Annotated in this window: 22 protein-coding genes; 11 read left to right on the top strand and 11 right to left on the bottom strand. The window is 63.0% G+C overall.

Annotated features, from left to right (window positions below):
• The first annotated feature begins 13 nt into the window (after positions 1 to 13).
• Together G5V57_RS00415 and murA are read left to right on the top strand one after the other, a co-directional pair.
• Positions 14 to 889 carry a helix-turn-helix domain-containing protein gene (locus tag G5V57_RS00415; RefSeq protein ID WP_165165601.1) on the top strand — a complete coding sequence of 292 codons (876 nt, stop codon included), beginning with the start codon at positions 14 to 16 and terminating at the stop codon, positions 887 to 889.
• Between the two features lie 71 nt (positions 890 to 960).
• Complete coding sequence (gene murA, locus G5V57_RS00420; protein WP_165165603.1) at positions 961 to 2244, top strand: UDP-N-acetylglucosamine 1-carboxyvinyltransferase; 1284 nt, start codon at positions 961 to 963, stop codon at positions 2242 to 2244.
• Here murA and G5V57_RS00425 read toward each other — a convergent pair.
• On the bottom strand, positions 2184 to 3137 hold the full coding sequence (locus G5V57_RS00425) for a LysR substrate-binding domain-containing protein (protein ID WP_165165605.1): 954 nt from the start codon (positions 3135 to 3137) through the stop codon (positions 2184 to 2186). The two genes, murA and G5V57_RS00425, sit on opposite strands and share 61 nt — an antisense overlap.
• Positions 3138 to 3251: 114 nt before the next feature.
• Here G5V57_RS00425 and G5V57_RS00430 point away from each other — a divergent pair, with 114 nt between their 5' ends.
• The 3 genes from G5V57_RS00430 to G5V57_RS00440 all read left to right on the top strand — a co-directional run bounded on the left by G5V57_RS00430 (position 3252) and on the right by G5V57_RS00440 (position 6235).
• Positions 3252 to 4145, top strand: coding sequence for a dimethylarginine dimethylaminohydrolase family protein (locus G5V57_RS00430; protein WP_165165607.1), 894 nt, complete (start codon positions 3252 to 3254; stop codon positions 4143 to 4145).
• Positions 4146 to 4180: 35 nt separating this feature from the next.
• Positions 4181 to 5725 carry an ABC transporter substrate-binding protein gene (locus G5V57_RS00435; RefSeq protein ID WP_165165609.1) on the top strand — a complete coding sequence of 515 codons (1545 nt, stop codon included), beginning with the start codon at positions 4181 to 4183 and terminating at the stop codon, positions 5723 to 5725.
• A 78-nt stretch (positions 5726 to 5803) separates the two neighbouring features.
• Positions 5804 to 6235 carry a VOC family protein gene (locus G5V57_RS00440; RefSeq protein ID WP_165165611.1) on the top strand — a complete coding sequence of 144 codons (432 nt, stop codon included), beginning with the start codon at positions 5804 to 5806 and terminating at the stop codon, positions 6233 to 6235.
• Between the two features lie 222 nt (positions 6236 to 6457).
• On the opposite strand, the gene G5V57_RS00445 is transcribed toward G5V57_RS00440, so the two are convergent.
• The 6 genes from G5V57_RS00445 to G5V57_RS00470 form a co-directional block, all read right to left on the bottom strand.
• Entirely contained in the window at positions 6458 to 7039 is a 582-nt protein-coding gene (locus G5V57_RS00445) for a histidine phosphatase family protein (RefSeq protein ID WP_165165613.1), read from the bottom strand.
• Between the two features lie 57 nt (positions 7040 to 7096).
• Positions 7097 to 7474 carry a VOC family protein gene (locus G5V57_RS00450; protein WP_165165615.1) on the bottom strand — a complete coding sequence of 126 codons (378 nt, stop codon included), beginning with the start codon at positions 7472 to 7474 and terminating at the stop codon, positions 7097 to 7099.
• Positions 7471 to 9417 carry an FAD-dependent oxidoreductase gene (locus tag G5V57_RS00455; RefSeq protein WP_165165617.1) on the bottom strand — a complete coding sequence of 649 codons (1947 nt, stop codon included), beginning with the start codon at positions 9415 to 9417 and terminating at the stop codon, positions 7471 to 7473. The genes G5V57_RS00450 and G5V57_RS00455 overlap by 4 nt, the downstream gene beginning before the upstream one ends.
• Before the next feature lie 66 nt (positions 9418 to 9483).
• Complete coding sequence (locus tag G5V57_RS00460) at positions 9484 to 9999, bottom strand: GNAT family N-acetyltransferase (RefSeq protein WP_165165619.1); 516 nt, start codon at positions 9997 to 9999, stop codon at positions 9484 to 9486.
• Positions 10000 to 10007: 8 nt separating this feature from the next.
• Complete coding sequence (locus G5V57_RS00465; RefSeq protein ID WP_165165621.1) at positions 10008 to 10361, bottom strand: GFA family protein; 354 nt, start codon at positions 10359 to 10361, stop codon at positions 10008 to 10010.
• Between the two features lie 26 nt (positions 10362 to 10387).
• Positions 10388 to 11341, bottom strand: coding sequence for a LysR family transcriptional regulator (locus tag G5V57_RS00470; RefSeq protein WP_165165623.1), 954 nt, complete (start codon positions 11339 to 11341; stop codon positions 10388 to 10390).
• A 107-nt stretch (positions 11342 to 11448) separates the two neighbouring features.
• On the opposite strand from G5V57_RS00470, the gene G5V57_RS00475 reads away from it, so the two are divergent.
• Positions 11449 to 12096 (top strand): FMN-dependent NADH-azoreductase, encoded by a 648-nt coding sequence (locus G5V57_RS00475; protein ID WP_165165625.1) that lies wholly within the window; start codon positions 11449 to 11451, stop codon positions 12094 to 12096.
• Between the two features lie 106 nt (positions 12097 to 12202).
• Positions 12203 to 12823 (top strand): UdgX family uracil-DNA binding protein, encoded by a 621-nt coding sequence (locus G5V57_RS00480; RefSeq protein WP_165165627.1) that lies wholly within the window; start codon positions 12203 to 12205, stop codon positions 12821 to 12823.
• Between the two features lies 1 nt (position 12824).
• Here G5V57_RS00480 and G5V57_RS00485 read toward each other — a convergent pair whose 3' ends face one another.
• Positions 12825 to 13244 (bottom strand): secondary thiamine-phosphate synthase enzyme YjbQ, encoded by a 420-nt coding sequence (locus tag G5V57_RS00485; protein ID WP_165165629.1) that lies wholly within the window; start codon positions 13242 to 13244, stop codon positions 12825 to 12827.
• Between the two features lie 60 nt (positions 13245 to 13304).
• On the opposite strand from G5V57_RS00485, the gene G5V57_RS00490 reads away from it, so the two are divergent.
• Entirely contained in the window at positions 13305 to 13766 is a 462-nt protein-coding gene (locus tag G5V57_RS00490; RefSeq protein ID WP_165165631.1) for a host attachment protein, read from the top strand.
• A 61-nt stretch (positions 13767 to 13827) separates the two neighbouring features.
• Here G5V57_RS00490 and G5V57_RS00495 read toward each other — a convergent pair whose 3' ends face one another.
• Together G5V57_RS00495 and G5V57_RS00500 are read right to left on the bottom strand one after the other, a co-directional pair.
• Positions 13828 to 14016: a hypothetical protein gene (locus G5V57_RS00495; RefSeq protein WP_165165633.1), complete on the bottom strand. Its 189-nt coding sequence runs from the start codon at positions 14014 to 14016 to the stop codon at positions 13828 to 13830.
• Between the two features lie 60 nt (positions 14017 to 14076).
• A complete protein-coding gene (locus tag G5V57_RS00500) occupies positions 14077 to 14370 on the bottom strand; it encodes an HlyU family transcriptional regulator (RefSeq protein ID WP_165165634.1) in 294 nt (97 codons plus the stop codon).
• 148 nt (positions 14371 to 14518) lie between these two features.
• On the opposite strand from G5V57_RS00500, the gene G5V57_RS00505 reads away from it, so the two are divergent.
• The 3 genes from G5V57_RS00505 to G5V57_RS00515 are packed head-to-tail and all read left to right on the top strand — an operon-like array spanning position 14519 to position 15900.
• Positions 14519 to 14758, top strand: a complete 240-nt coding sequence (locus tag G5V57_RS00505) for a type II toxin-antitoxin system ParD family antitoxin (RefSeq protein WP_165165636.1) — start codon at positions 14519 to 14521, stop codon at positions 14756 to 14758.
• Entirely contained in the window at positions 14755 to 15045 is a 291-nt protein-coding gene (locus G5V57_RS00510) for a type II toxin-antitoxin system RelE/ParE family toxin (RefSeq protein ID WP_165165638.1), read from the top strand. Before G5V57_RS00505 ends, G5V57_RS00510 begins: the two co-directional genes overlap by 4 nt.
• A 24-nt stretch (positions 15046 to 15069) precedes the next feature.
• Entirely contained in the window at positions 15070 to 15900 is an 831-nt protein-coding gene (locus G5V57_RS00515) for a hypothetical protein (RefSeq protein ID WP_165165640.1), read from the top strand.
• A gap of 330 nt (positions 15901 to 16230) precedes the next feature.
• Here G5V57_RS00515 and rpoD read toward each other — a convergent pair whose 3' ends face one another.
• Positions 16231 to 18282: an RNA polymerase sigma factor RpoD gene (gene rpoD, locus G5V57_RS00520; protein ID WP_165173690.1), complete on the bottom strand. Its 2052-nt coding sequence runs from the start codon at positions 18280 to 18282 to the stop codon at positions 16231 to 16233.
• Positions 18283 to 18346 lie beyond the last annotated feature (64 nt).

The following is an 18346-nucleotide window of genomic DNA, read 5'->3' on the forward strand; positions in this document are numbered from 1 at the left end:
GCAGACTGCCGCCATGACAGCATCCTTGGCCGGATCGGGCGACCGCGTCATCCGCCACCTCGCCTATGACGGCGAGGCCGGGCAGTGGGAGATGTTGCGCACCCATCCCCATCAAGCGCTCAAATCTTATGTCATCGACTATTCGGGTTATCGCGAGACGCAAGGCTCCGAGATCTGGCGGCGCGAGCTGCCCTGCAGCTTCGTGCCGCTGATTATCAATTTCGGCCCGGCCTTCCATTTCCGCGACGACCCGCGCAGCCCGGCCACCCAGACGAGCTTCACCGCCGGCGTCTATACGCGGGCGGTGATCGTCGGCTCGCGCGGTGCCGCCTTCTGTGTGCAAGTGAACTTCACCCCGTTCGGCGCCTGGCGCTTCTTCCGTCTCTCGCAGTCGGAGCTCGAGAGCCGCACCGTTTCTCTGGACGACCTTTTGGGTGCGCAAGGCCGCAGCCTCATCGCCGAGCTTCACGACGCGCCCGGCTGGCCCGAGCGTTTCGCTTTGCTCGATGATTTCATCGCCAGGCGCATTCTCGCCGCGCGCGAGCCTGACGCCAATGTGCGCGAGGTGTGGCGGGCCTTGACGGCGAGCCACGGCACAGCCTCGATCGTCGCCCTCGCGCGGACGAGCGGCATCAGCCGCCGCCATCTGGCGAAACTCTTCCGCGCCGAGATCGGCGCCACGCCGAAGACCATGGCGCGCATCCTGCGTTTCGAGCATGCGCGCGATCTGGCGCATAAGGTGCCGCGCCTCGGCTGGGCCGATCTCGCTTATGCGGCGGGCTATGCCGACCAGGCCCATCTCGCCCGCGAATTCAAGGATCTGTCGGGCCTGACGCCGCAGGAATTGTTGCGCCGTGACCGCGCCGAGACCGGTATTCTTGAGCAATAAAATAGGCTCTAACCCTTCCATTCCCGCCCGAATCTCTTGATTCGACCCCGTTTACGCAACAAGGAGCCGCAGTGACCCGTTTCCTGATCGACGGACGCCAGCCGATCTCGGGGGCGATCGAGCCCAAAGGCAGCAAGAATGCCGCCCTGCCCGCCATCGCCGCCACCCTTCTCACTGACGAAGCGGTCACCCTGACCCGCCTTCCCGACATCGCCGATGTGCGTGTGATGGCGAATCTGGTGCAGGAGATGGGAGCGAGCGTCAGCAGCATCTGCGGCAACCGCTGCACCTTCAAGGCCGCCTCCATCCATCACTCGGCGCCCGACCTTATGCTGTCGCAGCTGATCCGCGCCTCCTTCCTTCTGGCGGGTCCGCTCCTCGCCCGCACCGGCAGCGCTATCCTGCCGCGCCCCGGCGGCGACCGCATCGGCCGCCGCCCGCTCGACGCCCATATCCTCGCCTTCCAGGAAATGGGGGCGGAGGTCGAGATCTCGCCCGACAGCTATCGCCTCACCGCACCCAAAGGCCTCAAGCCCGCCGACATCTTCCTCGTCGAGATGAGCGTGATGGCGACGGAGAATATCCTCATGGCCGCGGTGCTGACCCCCGGCACGACCCATATCCACAACGCCGCCAGCGAGCCCCATATCCAGGACCTGTGCCGCCTCCTCATCGCCATGGGGGCGCGCATCGAAGGCGTCGGCTCCAATGTGCTGACCGTCGAAGGCGTCCCTTCTCTGCATGGCGCCACCCATGAGATTGGCCCCGATTATCTCGAGGTCGGCAGCTTCATCGGGCTCGCCGCCGCGACCGGCGGCGATCTCCTGATCCGCAATTGCCGGCCACGCGAGCACCGCATGACGGCAATTGCCTTCGGACGGCTCGGAATAGAATGGGAGGTGCGCGGTAACGACATTTACGTTCCGCGCCACGCCCGTCTCGAGATCCGCGAGGACATGCATGGCGCCTTGACCAAGATCGATGACGGCCCGTGGCCGGCTTTCCCAGCCGATCTCGTCTCGATCGCGCTCGTTATTGCGACCCAGGCCGCCGGCACCATCCTGATCCATGAAAAGATGTTCGAGAGCCGCCTGTTCTGGGTCGACAAACTGATCTCCATGGGCGCCCGCATCATTCTGTGCGACCCGCATCGCGCCGTGGTGGTGGGCCCCTCGCCGCTTTTTGCCCAACGCCTGTCGAGCCCTGATATCCGCGCCGGCATGGCGCTCGTCATCGCGGCACTTTGCGCCGAAGGCCAGAGCGAGATCCAGAATGTCGAGCAGATCGATCGCGGCTATGAAAAGCTTGACGAGCGCTTGCGCGCCTTAGGGGCCAGGATCGAGCGGGTTGACTGACCCGCGAACGCTGCAATGAGCCATTGCTCGAGCGCCCGTGCCGCCGGCGCCTGCTCCGTCTCCGGCGGTGCGATCAGATAATAGGGAAAGGCCGCCGGCACCGAGAGTCGGAAGGGCCGCACGAGGCGCTTCTTCGCGAGATCGTCGCGCACCGTCGCCATGTCTCCCATCGCCACGCCATAGCCGGCGCGTGCTGCCTCGAGGGAGAGATGCGCGCTGTCGAAATAGACGCCGCGGGTCGAGCCCGTCGGTGTGAGACCCGCGGCGGCGAACCAGCGCGACCATGCCTCGTCGCTATATTCATGCAGCAGCGTGAGATCGAGGAGATCCTTTGGCGCCTTGAGCCCCGGCTTGCGCCGCTTGAGCATGGGGCTGCAGACCGGAAAGAACTCGGCATGGCTCAGTCGCACCACGCGTTTGCCGGGATGCTCGGCGCTGCCATAGGCGATCGCCAGATCGGCCCGGTCGGCGATCTTGGGATGACGCCAATATTCGGTCACCACATGGACGGCGACATTGGAATGAAGTGAAAGAAATTCACCGAGCCTCGGCACCAGCCAATTGGCGGCGAGCCCCGGCACGCAGGACAAGGTGATCTCACCTTCGATCTCCCCGCTCTTGATGGCGCTCGCCGCCCGCGTCAGGCGCTCGAAGGACTCGTGCACCGCCGCCAGCAGCTGCGCCCCCGCCGGCGTCAGCCCCATCGGCCGCTGGCCACGGTCGAAGAGAGGGCTCGCCAATTGCTCTTCCAGCGCCCGGATCTGATGCGAGATGGCGCCATGGGTCACCGCCAGTTCCTCCGCCGCGCGCACCAGATTGCGATGCCGCGCCGCCGCCTCGAAGGCGCGCAGCGCATTGAGCGGCAGTCGGTTGCGCGAGATCGAGGGCGGCATCTTGGTAGGCCCACTGTGAACAAAGCTCACATTAGCGCAGAAGTTTTCTCGTTTTGCAATGCGAAGCCCGGGTGAGACCATAGCTCCGTCAACGGACAAAAAGGGATGCAAGGCATGAGCGGATCGAATGGTGCGGTGCCCTGGGGTGTCGCGGCGCAGACCGGTGAGCTGACCGACGTTCTTCTGGGCAAACCTGATTTTTTCCGCTGGGTGCCGCTCAACTCCATCTCGGCCGTGACCTTCGCCAATCAGGAGCAGATGGGCCACCGCTTCGACAAGCAGAAGGCCATGCGTCAGCACCGTCTGATGGTCGACGCCTATGAGAAAGCCGGCGTGCGCTGTCATTTCGCCGAGGCCGATGAGGGCCTGCCCTCCAGCGTCTTCACCCGCGACTCGAGCTTCATGACGCCCTGGGGCGCGGTGATCACCTCGATCCAGACGCCACCGCGCCGGCGCGATTATGCCGTCGCCTCGGAGTTCTACCGCAACGCCGGCATCCCGATCTGGAAATGGGTGACGGCCGGCCATTTCGAGGGCGGCGACTTCGTCATCCTGAAGCCCGGCGTCGCCCTGCTCGGCTGGTCGGGCGACCGCTCGACCAAGGAAGGCGCCGAACAGGTCGCCGGCTGGCTGCGCGAAAAGTCCTGGGAAGTGGCCATCGTGCCGATCCCGCCGCAATTCGTGCATATGGATGCGGTGGTGGTGATGCTGGAAAAGGGACTGGCGCTGGTCTGCGAGGACGCCCTGCCGCCCTATGGCCTTGACTACATCAAGCAGAAGCACAAGATCGAGGTGATCAAGGTTTCCTATGCCGACTGTGTGAAGCTCGGCGGCAATGTGGTGAGTCTCGGCAGAAAGCGTGTTCTGTCGATGAGCCACAATGTCAATGTGAACCGCCAGCTGAAAGAGGCGGGCTTCGACGTCGTCGCCGTCGACTACGACATGTTCGCGCTGGGCGGCGGCGGCGTGCATTGCTCCTGCCATGAATTGCGCCGCAATCCCGACTGAACCTGAATAATCAAAATAGAACTGGGGAGGATAGAATGACCAACAGCATCCTGACGAACCGCCGCCAGCTTCTGGCCGGCATGTCGGCCTTCGCAGCGGCGGGCCTCCTGCACGGCATGCCGACACACGCGCAGGCGTCGCGCCAGGGCGGCAAGTTCAGATATGCCATCGTCGGCGCTTCCATATCTGACGCTTTCGATCCCTCGACCTTCGCCGATATCGCGCCCGGCATGATGAGCTGGCAGAGCCGCAGCAATCTGGTCGAGCTCGGCGCCGATCTCAAGCTCAAGCCGGAATTGGCCGAAAGCTTCGAAGGCACCGACCAGGCGCGCAAATGGGTGTTCAAATTGCGCAAGGGCGTAGAATTCCACAATGGCAAGTCGCTCACCCCCGAGGACGTAATCTTCTCCTTGAGCCTTCACACAAGGCCCGACTCGAAGTCCTCCATCAAGCCGACGCTCGACGGCATCGCCGACATGAAGGCCGACGGCAAGGACACGCTGATCATCACGCTCAAGGAGCCGAATGCCGACTTTCCCTTCGCGCTCGCCGATTATCACGCCCAGATCGTGCCCGCGGGGACGACGAATTTCAACGACGGCATCGGCACCGGCCCTTATGTGATGAAGGCGTTCGATCCGGGCGTGCGCTGCACCGGCACGCGCTTCGCCAATTACTGGAAGGAGGGCCATGGCAATTTCGACGAGGTCGAATGCCTCGCCATTTCCGACAGCACGGCGCGCATGAATGCGCTCTCGACCGGCGATCTCGATGCCGTGATGTTTGTCGATCTCAAGACCTTGGGATTAATCGAGCGCAACCCGGCCATCAAGGTCATCAAGGTGCAGAGCGGCGCCCATATGACCTTGCCGATGCATGTCAATGTCGCGCCCTTCGACAACAACGACGTGCGCCAGGCGCTGAAATATGCGCTCGACCGCCAGGAGCTGGTCGACAAGCTTCTGCGCGGCAATGCGGTGGTCGGCAATGACCATCCGATCCCGCCCTCGAGCCCTTATTATGCCGCCGACATTCCCCAGCGCGCCTACGATCCGGAGAAGACGCGCTTCCATCTGAAGAAGGCCGGTCTCGACAAGCTCAGCGTGCAGCTCAGCGCCTCCAATGTCATCCTCGATATCGGTTCCGACACCGCCTCGCTCTATCGCGAGAGCGCCGCCAAGGCCGGCATCGACATCGAGATCGTCCAGGAACCGGCGGACAGCTATTGGTCGAATGTCTGGCAGAAGAAGCCCTTCTGCAAGAGCTATTTCGGGGCGCGGCCCACCCCCGATGGGATATTCTCGCTGGCCTATGGCACCAACGCGCCGTGGAATGAGAGCTTCTGGTCCAATGCGCGCTTCGACGAGCTGATGAAGCAGGGCCGCGCCGAGCTCGACGAGGCCAAGCGCAAGGAGATCTATGGTGAGATGCAGCGCATCCTCAATGAGGAAGGCGGCACCATCATTCCGTTGTTCCCGGCGGTGATCGACGCCACCTCCGACAAGATCGCGACGGGCACGGTCGCCGGCAATCTCAATATGGATGGCGGGCGCGCCGCCGATCGCTGGTGGTTCGCTTAAGAGCATCCTGGTCACATTTCTTCAAGACGGAAGAGCAGCAGGAGTCCATGATCGTCTCACACTGAATGGAGAACGATCATGGACAAGATACCGACCACCGACACGCCGATCGTCTATGCCGGCGTGTGTTGCTACCGCGATGCGCCGAAGATGCTCGACTGGCTCGAACGCGCTTTTGGCTTCAGGAAGCATGCCGCCTATACGGGCGATGACGGCAAGATCGTTCACGCCGAGATGGTCTTCGGCAAGTCGATCCTGATGATGGCGAGCCAGCGCGACGACGGCGTGCTGGGCAAACTGGTGCGCCCACCCAACGAGCTCGGCGCCAACAGCCAGGCCATCTACATCGCCGTGCCCGATGCCGATGCCGTGCATGCGACAGCGACAGCGGCGGGGGCCGAGATCGTGATGGGCCTGTCGGACCAGCCCTATGGCAGCCGCGATTTCATCTGCAAGGACCCGGAAGGCCACATCTGGTGCTTCGGGACATATGCGCCGCAGGTGACTTGACCCACCCGCATTTTCCCCTTCTCCCGCTTGCGGGAGAAGGTGGCCGAAGGGCGGATGAGGGTGTTCGTGACGCACGTGCAGAATCTGCAAGCACTAGGCATTCTGGATCGAAGACCCCTCACCCGGCCTTCGGCCACCCTCTCCCGCTCAAGCGCGGGAGAGGGGGAAAATGAGAGGCACCGCCGCAGGCCTTAACCTGTCAGGGGCGCTCGTTGTAACACTTCAGGTATCGTTCCATCGCCGCAACACCGGCTCGCTCATGTCATGCTCGTAGCCGAGCACCGATAGGCTTGCCGTCTCCAGCACGAACAGCGCGCCGTCCGCGGCGGCAAGGCCGAGCCAGCGCGCGGTAAGGGTGCGCAGGAAATGCGCCGAGGAGAACACCAGCACATTGCCGCCGACCGCGCGCAACGCCGCCACCACGAGGTCGGCGCGGGCTTGGGCCGCGGCCACGCTCTCGCCGTCCGGGCAGCCGTCACGGAACAGGCTCCAGCCGGGACGCGCGCTGAGGATCTCTGCCGTCTTCAGACCTTCATAGGCGCCGTAGTCCCATTCGGCGAGATCGGGCTTCACCTCGGCTACAGCGCCGAAACCGGCCAGCTCCGCGGTGCGGCGGGCGCGCATGGATGGGCTCGACCAGACCGCGGCGAAGCGTCTGTCGCGCAGCCTTTCGCCGAGCCCGAGCGCGGCATCCTCGCCCTTGGCGTTGAGCGGAATGTCGCTGCGCCCGGTATGCTTGCCGCTGGCGCTCCATTCGGTCTCGCCATGCCGCACCAGGGTGATTTCGGGATAAGAACTGGCCATGTGTCGTCCTCGCGCACTGACGGCGAGATTATAAGGAGTTCGGTTCCTATAATCAGCCTACCCCTTGATCCGCCAGGGCGGATTCTTGCGGTTCTCGCCCGCCCGATAGAGACATAGGCGATTGCCGGCGGGGTCCTTCAGCCATGCTTCGCGCCATAACCAGCGCTGAACCTTCGGATCATTCTCGAAGATGATGCCCCGGGCCTTGAGCGCCTTCACGCGCTCATCGAGATCGACGCATTCGAAATAGACATAGACGCCCTCGTCGCCGAGCTTCGCATCCGTCCTGTGCAGCGACATCGTCGCCTCGCCATCCGGCATTTCGAAGCGCGCATAGATCTCGGTCTCGACGATCAGCCTCAGGCCCAGCGTCTGATAGAAGGCGATCGATACCTTGATATCCTTCGTCGGCAGGCTGATCTCGTTGAGGTTCATACCGCCATGCCCGCTTTGAGCCCCTCATAGACAGCTTCTTCCGCGGTGCGCGCGGCAAGACAGTCGCCGATGAGATAATGCTCGAAGCTTTGCACCGTCTCGGTGAGTGAATCCTCGGGCGCGTTCGGACAGGCGAGCACGATCGTGTCGACGTCTTCCAGCACCACCGGCTCCTGCGCTGTCGTATGGACGAAATAGGCGGTGGTTGCATCGGCGCCATAGAGCCGCATCATCGGCAGGATCTTTACCCCGGCCCGATGGAGCCGCGCCAGATGCGCATCGCGCGTATAGTTCTGGATCGCCATGCCGGCATTGAGCCCGTTGACGGCGAGCCGCACATCGGCCCCTTCGCTGGCGAGCTTCTCGGCGACGCCGAGGCCGATCCAATCGCACAGCCAGTCATAAATGACGACACGCGCGCCGGTCTTGGCGCCTTTGAGCACGTCGACCGCAAACACGACATGCGCATCGTCGCCGATCTCGGCCGGCGGCCGCTGCGGCAGCGAACCCGAAGCGAGGATGACCGCATCCGGAGCTTCGCTCTTCAGGAAGTCCGGCGTCACCGCCTTGCCTTTGACAATGCGGGCCCCGGCGCGTTCCGCCTCGCGGGTCAGATTGGTGATGATGCCGCCGAATTCGGCGCGCGCGGGAAGCAACTGCGCGAAGCGCGCCTGGCCGCCGAGCTGCGTCTCCTTCTCATAGAGCGTCACGTCGTGGCCGCGCTCCGCCGCCACCGCCGCCGCCTTGAGCCCGCCGGGTCCACCGCCGACCACCATCACGCGTTTGCGCATCGCCGCTTTCGGTTTGCTGCCATAGGCGAGCTCGCGTCCGGTCTCGGGATGCTGGATGCAGGAGATCGACAGACCGAGCTGGAAATGCCCGATGCAGGCCTGGTTGCAGGCGATGCAGGCGCGGATGTCATCGGTGGCGCTGGCCTTGGCCTTGTTGGGCATTTGGGGATCGCAGATCATCGCCCGCGTCATGCCGCACATATCGGCAGCCCCCTCGGCGATCACCTTCTCCGCCTCATGCGGCTGGTTGATGCGCCCCGCCACGAAGACCGGCTTGCCGATGGCCTGCTTGAGCTTGCGCGCATAGGGCGCCACATAGGCATTCTCGATCAGCATCGGCGGAACGATATGAATGGCGCCGCCTTGCGAGGCCGAGGTGCCGGCGATGACGTTGAAATAGTCGAGATCGTCCTTGAGGAGACGGCAGGCGGCGAGCGTCTCATCCTCCTGCAGCCCGTCGACATCGAGCTCGTCGCCGGACAGCCGCATGCCGATGATGAAATCATCATGCACCAGAGCGCGTGCCCGTTGCGCCGCTTCCTTGACAAAGCGGATGCGGTTCTCGAGCGTGCCGCCGAAGCGATCCTCGCGGCGGTTGACGCGCGGATTGAGGAACTGCGCCGGCAGATAGCCGTGGCTGCCGACGATCTCGACGCCGTCGGCTCCCGCTTCCGCCATGCGCCGCGCCACCTGGCCGTAACCTTCGATGATCTCCTCGACCAGCGCCAGCGACATCGGCCGGGGCGCGGTCCGGAAGCGTTCGGAGGGGGAGAAGGACGGCGCGAATGCCGCCTGCGCCACCCCTTCCGGCCGGCCCAGCAATTCGCGGCCCGGATGGAAGAGCTGGACGAAAACCTTGGTGCCTTCATTGTGAATGGCATCGATCATCTTCGCGAAGGGCTTGATGCAGCTGTCCTCGGTCCCCATCAGGAGATCGTCCGTGTAGCGCGCCGTTTCATGCACGCCGACGACCTGCACCACGATGAGCCCGGCGCCGCCTCTGGCGCGTGCCAGGTGATAGGCGGTGAGCGCCTCCGACGGCAGGTAGTTCTCCGGCAGGTAGGTGTCGTGCCCGGTCGAGAAGATCCGGTTGCGGAATTCGGTTTTCTTGACCTGATAGGGGGTGTAGAGATGCGGGAAGAGCTTGGACATAGGGCGAGGCTAACGCAAAAAGGCGCTGCTGCGGAAGGGGAATAGCCCTGTGACTGTTTGGCTCCCCTAAACCCTTTCGAGCAGGATCACCTCGCTGCTCATGAAGGTTGTACGCTGATATTCGCGGAAACCGTTCTTGGCCGCGATACGTAAAGACGGCGTATTTTCGGGGTCGATGATGCAGACGCTGCGGCCCTTGCCCGCCGCATCGAGCCAGCCGAGCGCCGCCGCCACGGCTTCAGACGCATAGCCCTTGCCGTGGAAGTCAGGGCTGACCACCCAGCCTGCCTCCGGAAAACCATGGATCGGCGGCTCGATCATGCGGTGGAAATCGCCGAAGCCGACATCGCCGACGAAGCGCCCGCTGTCCTTCTCTTCCACCGCCCAATAGCCGAAGCCGACCAGCGGCCACAGGCCGCGATATCGCAGGATCCGGGTCCAGCATTCATCCGGCCGCATCGGTTTGCCGCTGATATAGTGGATGACCGCATCCTGGGACCACATCGCCATGACGGCGGGAAAATCACCGACCACATGCGCGCGCAGCCTGAGCCGCGGCGTCTCCAGAACCGGAACGTCCATTTACCCGCCTATTTGCTGCGCCCGTCGAATTTCTTGATCGTGACCTGCTCAGGCGCGAAGCCCTCGACACAGCGCATATTGATCGACGCCATGGCGGCGCCATTGGGCGCCCTGCCCTCGCCGAAAGGTCCGACGCCGCAGGTCGCGCAGAAATGATGGCGGATGCGATGGGTATTGAAGGTGTAGGTGGCGAGATCCTTCTCCGCCGTCTTCAAAGTGAGCTTGTCGCGCTGCACGAAAGCGAGCAGATGGCCGCGCTTTGCGCACAGTGAACAGTTGCATTCAATGACTTCAGCAACCGGCGCATCGGTCTCGAAATCGAAGGCGATCCGTCCGCAATGGCATCCGCCGCTATATTGCATGCCCATCTCCTGTCTTTCATATCCCTCTAATCTCGTGTGACGTCGCCATCAAGGTCGGCCGGCAGGAGGCCGTCGGGGGCGGCCTCGTTGAAGCAGCCGAGCTTGCTTTTGAATATATCGATCAGCCAGGAAGCGGCTGGCCCCGGCTGGCGGTCGGTGCGGTGCATGGCGAAGAACGGCCCCTGCACCTGGCCGTAAGGCTCGAGATCGAGCTCGACCAGAAGGCCCTGACGCAGATCCTCGGCGATGATCCAGCCCGGCAGGCCACCCCAGCCGAGGCCGGCCCGGATCATGAGATGCTTCGTATGCATGTCGGTGAGTCGCCAGATGCGGAAAGCGAAGACGCTGAAATCCCGTCCACGCGTGCGCTGCGACGGGTCGGTGACGACGAGTTGCGTATGCTCGCGCAGATCCTCGAGCGGCACCGGACCCTTCAGGCGGGCGAGCGGATGGTCAGGTGACGCCACCGGCACCATGGTGACGAGCCCGATCTCGATGAGACGCACATCCGCCTCTCCCGGAACGGCGCCGATGCCGATATCCGCCTCCCCTTTCACCACCTGATCGACGATAGATCCGAGCGAGCCGACATTGAGGCGCAGGCCCACAGTTGGGAATTCTTGCGCGAAAGCTCTCAGTGTGCGGATCAGCACCGGCGCCGGCAGCACCGGATCGATGGCGACGGCGACCTCACTTTCAAGTCCGCGATTGAAACCTTCGACGCGGGCACGGATGCGCTGCATGACGCCCGCCATGCGCCTCGCATCCTCGAGGATCGCCTTGCCCATCTCGGTGAGCTGCGGTTCGCGCGTGCCTTCGCGCTCGAAGAGCTTCACGCCGAGCTGCGCCTCGAGATTGGCGATGCCGTAACTGATGACGGACTGGGCCCGATTGAGCTTGCGGCCGGCACCCGAGAAGCTCCCGGTCTCGGCCACGGCGAGCAGGATCTGAAGCTGGTCCAGCGTGGGATTTGGCTGCATATATCTAAATAATAGATGGATTGTATGGAAATTATACCAGTTTTCCAGATGGATGGCCAGGCACATATTGACAGCGTCAGTTCCCCTTCAACGCGAAAGTCAAAACCATGTCCATCCTCCTCGTCACGTCCAGCCCCCGCGGCAGCGCCTCGCATTCGACCCGCATCGCCACGGAGCTCGCCCATAAGCTCCAGGAAGCCGACCCTTCGGCGTCACTGGTGCTGCGCGACCTTGCCGCCCATCCGCTGCCCCATATCGATTCCGACTATGCGTCGGGCATCCACACGCCGCCTGAGAAGCGCAATGCCCGCCAGGCCGAACTGGTCCGCGCCTCCGACGCCGCGGTCGATGAACTCGCCGCCGCCGACACGATCATCCTCGCCACCGGCTTCATCAATTTCAGCATCTCTTCGACGCTGAAATCCTGGATCGATCATGTCGCCCGCGCCGGGCGCACCTTTTCCTATGGCGAGAGCGGCCCCAAGGGCCATCTCACCGGCAAGAAGGTCTATATCGTGCTGGCGTCCGGCGGAGTCTATTCGGAAGGTGCTGCCGTTCAATTTGATCATGCGATCCCCTATCTGCGCACGGCGCTCGCCTTCATCGGTCTGACCGATGTCGAGATCGTCCGCATCGAGGGTGTTGCCATGGGCCCGGAGGCCGCTGACACCGCGTTGAAGAAAGCGACGGCCCGGGTCACTCAACTGGCCTTGGCGGCAGGAAATCCCCATCCCGCCGCCGCCGTCGCCGCCTGACGAGGCCCTAAGCATCAGCCCGAAAAGTTGCAGACTTTTCGGATAAGCTGATGCGCCTGCAAAAACGCCGCTTCGGCACCTTTTCGCCGGAGCGGCGTTGTTATTCATGGCCGATACTGTCGAAAAGCCATCCAGTCCTGCGGCGCGGACGATTGCACAATTGAGCCGCGAAGCTCAGTCCTGCCGCCGTTGCGCGCTTTACAAGAACGCCACTCAGACCGTGTTCGGCGAGGGATCACCCCGCGCCGCGATCATGTTTGTCGGCGAGCAGCCGGGCGATCAGGAAGATCGTCAGGGTCGGCCCTTTGTCGGTCCGGCGGGGCGGCTCTTCGACCAAGCCCTCGCTGAAGCTGGCATTGACCGCGAAGAGACCTATGTCACCAATGCGGTGAAGCACTTCAAATATGAACCGCGCGGCAAGAAGCGCATCCACAAGCGCCCCGATCGCGGCGAGATCGAAGCCTGCCGCTGGTGGCTCCATGCCGAGATCAGGCTCATCAAGCCGAAGCTCATCGTGGCGCTTGGCGCCACCGCGGCGCGCGCACTCAGCGGCCGTACCGTCACCATCTCGAAATTGCGGGGCGAAACGCTTGAGTTCCAAGGACATATGGGCCTAGTCACCGTGCATCCCTCCTTTCTGCTGCGCGTGCCTGACGCAGCTTCTCGTGCAGAGGAATATCGCAAGTTCATCACAGACCTGAAGCGCGCCGCCCGCCTCGGCGCGTGAGTCACTCGCCGATCAGATGCAGCAGCACCCGGCGCCGGTGCGGCGCGTCGCGATGTTCGAAAAGATAGATGCCTTGCCAGGTTCCGAGAACCAGCTCGCCAGCACTGATCGGGATCGTCAGCGACACCTGCGTCAGCGCCGATTTGATATGAGCCGGCATGTCGTCGGGCCCTTCGCTGCGATGGATCATCCAGCTCGCCCCTTCCGGCACCAGCCTGCGGAAGAACTCGCCGAGATCGCGGCGCACATCGGGATCGGCATTTTCCTGGATAAGCAGCGAAGCCGATGTATGCTGCACGAAGAGCGTGAGCTGGCCGGTCAGGATGCCGCTCACCTTGACGAAATGCCGAGCCTCCCCGGTGATCTCGGTAAAACCTTGACCTCGGGTAGTGATCGCGATCTCGTCCTGAAGCTGGCGCATCTGGGAAACCATTGCTGATGCTGTGAGTTACATCATGGGATGTACGATAAGGAGGATTGAATGGCCGTCGATCGCCTCAAATACAAGGACTGGATTGTCGCCACCGATGGTGGACGCGCGCTGATCTTGCGCAATGACGGTACGACAGCGCAACCCAAGCTCACAATGCTGCGCAAGCACGACCAGAATGTGCCGCCGACGCGCGATCTGGGCACCGACAAGCCGGGCCGCACGCATTCAGGAATGGGCCCGGGCCGTGCGGCCATCGAGCCGACCGACCTGCATCAGCAGGCGGAGGACCGCCTGATGAAGGAAGTGGCGGATGCCTTGGCCGAGGATCTGCGGCTACGGAAATTCTCGACATTGATCGTGGCGGCAGCACCCACATCCTTGGGGGCCTTGCGCAAGGCCATGAGCGATGAGCTAAGAAAGACCGTCGCCGCCGAGGTACCGAAGAACTTCACCGGCATGGACATCGCCACACTTGGCGATGCGCTCAGCCAGGCCCTCGAAGCCGCGTGACATTTCCCCTCGCCCCTCGAAGGGGGGCGAGGGCCAAAAGCGAACTGGCGACGAAACCTCCCTAACCACTCGCCGTGAATCCCAGATAAGCGAGAAAGCCCGCCACGACCGCGCCCACCCAACTCACCCAGATAGGTATGCTCTCCGCGCCGATCGCGATATCGAGCCCGGCCGCGGCGCGCAGCAGATGCGCCAATGCCACGATGGCGAAAATGACGGCGGCAAGGCGTGAGAAACCCCGAGCACTCATGCAACTCTCCATCGCGCATCAAGCCGAACCGACGCTGACTTTCCGGACGACCGGATGCGCTTATTTGAACATCCTGTCGCCCTGCTCGTCGACGATCTGGCGTCCTTTCGACAGAGACAGGTCGGCGGCTTCCTCGAGCGTCGAGAAGCGATCAGCGCGCACAAATTTGTACTCCTTCATCTCGCCGTCGATCTCCTTAGAGATCGTGCCGGCGGTCTGGAATTGTCCGCCTTCCTTGTACGGCGTGGCGCGGATGATGAAGCCCTTGTGCTCGGCCTCCTTCGCCGCCGCGACCGGGCCGTCGCCCCCCGCTTTGCCGCCACCCAGACCGAACAGGGATTTCAGAAATGACATAAGATTCCTCGTGATTGCGTGGACTGCAGATTGGACCAAGGTTCTACCGCTTGCAACGCCCAGGCGGACAGGCCGACATTCTATCACATATTGGCGGGGCGGCGATACCGTGGTACCAATAGATCATAGGCCGGTCGAGAAGTCGCATATGAAAAATACATCGGTTGTGCTTGGCAAGCAGCACACGGCTTTCATCAAGAAGCAGGTGCGCAAGGGCCGCTTCGGCTCGGCGAGCGAGGCGGTGCGCGCCGGCTTGCAACTGCTCGAAGAGCAGGAACTGCGGATGGAGCGGTTGCGTACGGCGATAAACGAAGGTGACGCCAGCGGCGAGCCTGAGCCTTTCGACATTGAGGAATTTATCGCGGAGAAGAAGAAAGCGGCGCGATGATCGCGCTGCGATTTACACCGCGCGCCCGTGCCGATTTCGACGGCATTTGGGACTATACCGCCGAAAACTGGAATCTGGATCAGGCCGAGGCCTATTTGCGGGCGATCAACCAAGCTCTGAATTTACTGAGGGCGAATCCGCGACTGGGCCGGAGCGCCAGCGACATCGGGCAAGGCCTGTTCAAGTTTCCCGTCGCTTCGCACATCATCTACTACAGGTTCGCGTCAAGCACACTTATCGTTGTTCGCCTCCTGCATAAGAGCATGGATGTTGAACAGCATCTGTAGGCGTCCCAACTCGGAGCTTTCTTAATGCGCCAAATGCTGCTCGCTTTCTTCTGCGCCCTCCTCCTCGCCGCCGGTCCCGCTGTCGCGCGCGAGCAGTCGGACGCGCCCGACATCGAGATTATCGGCTTCTCTCCCGACGGGCGCTATTTTGCCTATGAGCAATATGGCTACGACGTGGCGAGCGGCGCGCTCGACGCCGCGATCTTCATCATCGACCGCGAGACCAACAAAACGGTGGAGGGATTCCCCTTCGGCTTCATTGCGGATCAACCAGACAACGCGAACCGGCCGGATATCGATCTCGACCGCCTCAGGGCCGAAGACGGCGAGCCTGATCTCGGCAAGCTCCGGAAAATGGTGCGCGATGAAGCGACGGCGAAGCTTGTCGCGCTGGAGATCGGCATTGCGGGCCGCCGTCTCGCCGGCGTGCCGATGACCCAGAGATCCCCGGTCGACGGCAAAGGCGTGCCGCTGAAATTCGTCGTCTGGCCGACCATTCCGAGCGCCATACCGGACCAGCAGCTTGTTTACTCGATCGAGACGAAATTCACCGACACGCTCGCCGATTGTGCGAATGCCGCCCCTCCAGCGCGCGATCTGCCGGTGACCTTCGCGGTCACAGCCGACCGCACATACCCTGAGACGAAGACGGTGGCGACGAAGGAACAGACCTATTCCTGGCCGATCGCCAAGGATGATTGTCCGGTCGCCATCTGGATCAGCGACATCATCGCGCCGCCCGATGCCCGCGGTGACACGCCGGTGCTGCTGGTCGTCTTCTTCACCACCTCATGGTTATCGGCCGTCGACAGCGCCCAGTATCACGCGACCTTCATCGAAATGCCGGACGAATGAAACACCCATCATGTTGAGGCGCTTCGCTGAAGGCGAAGCCTCGAAGCATCCCCCAGGAGAGTGTGAGAGCATTGCAACACACCCTTCGAGGCCCGCCTTCGGCGGCCGCCTCAGGGTGAGGGTAGTAGGGACCTCTTTCGGACTTTACCCATTCGTCATGGCCGCCCTCGCGGCGGCCATCCAGCCTATCCACCCAGCAGATGTCTGGTGTCGAGGCTCGATGGCCGGGTCGGTGCCCGGCCATGACGAATGGGAGAACTACGTTCGCGCCTCGTAACCGAGGCAGCGCGGTAGAAAGCGAAAAGGCCGGCTTTCGCCGGCCTTTTGCAATCAGTTGTCCAGGAAGCTCCTGAGCTTCCGGCTTCGGCTCGGATGCTTGAGCTTGCGCAGCGCCTTGGCTTCGATCTGGCGGATGCGTTCGCGCGTCACCGAGAACTGCTGGCCGACTTCTTCCAGCGTGTGGTCGGTGTTCATGCCGATGCCGAAGCGCATGCGCAGCACGCGCTCCTCGCGGGGCGTGAGCGAGGCCAGAACCCGCGTCGTCGTCTCGCGCAGATTGGCCTGGATCGCCGCGTCGATCGGCAGGATGGCGTTCTTGTCCTCGATGAAGTCGCCCAGATGCGAGTCTTCCTCGTCGCCCACCGGCGTTTCGAGCGAGATCGGCTCCTTGGCGATCTTCATCACCTTGCGCACCTTCTCGAGCGGCATCGAGAGTTTCTCGGCCAGCTCTTCCGGCGTCGGCTCGCGGCCGATCTCATGCATCATCTGGCGCGAGGTGCGCACGATCTTGTTGATCGTCTCGATCATATGCACCGGGATGCGGATGGTGCGCGCCTGGTCGGCGATCGAGCGGGTGATCGCCTGCCGGATCCACCAGGTGGCGTAGGTCGAGAACTTGTAGCCGCGGCGATATTCGAATTTGTCGACCGCCTTCATCAGGCCGATATTGCCTTCCTGGATGAGGTCCAGGAACTGCAGGCCGCGATTGGTGTATTTCTTGGCGATGGAGATCACAAGACGCAGGTTCGCCTCGACCATCTCCTTCTTGGCGATACGGGCCTCGCGCTCGCCCTTCTGCACCATGGCGACGATGCGGCGGAATTCCGGGATCTGCAGGCCGGTGGCGGTGGCGAGCTCGTGGATCTCCTCGCGGATGACGCGGATCGATTCCTTCTCGTCATTGGCGAATTTCTTCCAGCCGAACTTGGCGAGCCGGCCGACGCGGCGCAGCCATTCCGGATTGAGCTCTTCGCCCTGATACTCCTTGAGGAACACATCGCGCGGCACCTTGTAGGTTTCGGCGAGGCGCATCAGGCGGCCTTCAAGGGCGTTGAGCCGCTTGTTGATGTCATAGAGCTGGTCGACCAGCGCCTCGATGCGCGCATTGTTGAGCGACAGCGACTTCACATCGACGATGATTTCATCGCGCAGCTTCTTGTAGCGGCGCTCCTGCGAGGGCGAGAGAGCGGTCTTGTCGCCGACTTCCTGATCTTGCAGCTTGCGCAGCGACTTGTAGGTCTTGGCGATGCGGTCGAAGGTCTCGAGAACCTGCGGCTTGAGCTCGGCTTCCATCGCCGAGAGCGACACGCCCGGATCATCGTCGCCCTCCTCGTCGTCCTCTTCGACCTGCGGCTTGTCGAAATCTTCCGGCGACAGCACGTCGCCATATTCGTCGTCGCGGCGCATGGCGCGGCGCGGTTCCGGCTTTTTGATCGGCTCCGGCTTCTTGGGCTCGGCGAGCTTCTCGTCCGACATCACCGGCTGCTTGTTCTTGGCATCCGGGCCGGCATAGGTCGCTTCGAGATCGATGATGTCGCGAAGCAGGATCTTGCCTTCGTTCAGCTCGTCGCGCCAGATGATGATCGCCTGGAAGGTCAGCGGGCTTTCGCACAGGCCCTGGATCATCGCCTCGCGGCCGGCCTCGATGCGCTTGGCGATGGCGATTTCGCCCTCGCGCGACAGAAGCTCCACCTGGCCCATCTCGCGCAGATACATACGGACGGGATCGTCGGTGCGGTCGGCCGGCAGCTTCTCGGCCTCGACCTTGATGGGAAGATTCTCGGAAGGCTCTTCCTCGTCCTTGGCCGTCTTGACGGTGTCGTTGCCCTCTTCCTCGCTCTCGACGACATTGATGCCCATCTCGTTGAGCATCGACATGATGTCTTCGATCTGCTCGGGGCTCGTCTCCTCGGAGGGGAGGACGGAATTGAGCTCGTCGAGCGTCACATAACCGCGCTGCTTGGCAGCCCGGATCATGCGCTTGACGGCCGCATCGGTGAGATCGAGAACGGGGGAATCCTGGCCCTCGCCCGGAGTCTCCTGGGCTTCCTGCTCTTCGGCTGCGGGCTGGGCTTCGTTTTCTTCGGTCTGCGGTTCGCGCATCTGGGCTCGGGCCATGCGTCGCCTATCCTTCTCGTCTCAACTGATTCGGGGCCGTGCGAGGTTG

The sequence above is a fragment of the Nordella sp. HKS 07 genome (assembly GCF_011046735.1).
In the GTDB taxonomy this organism is placed as follows: Bacteria; Pseudomonadota; Alphaproteobacteria; order Rhizobiales; family Aestuariivirgaceae; genus Taklimakanibacter.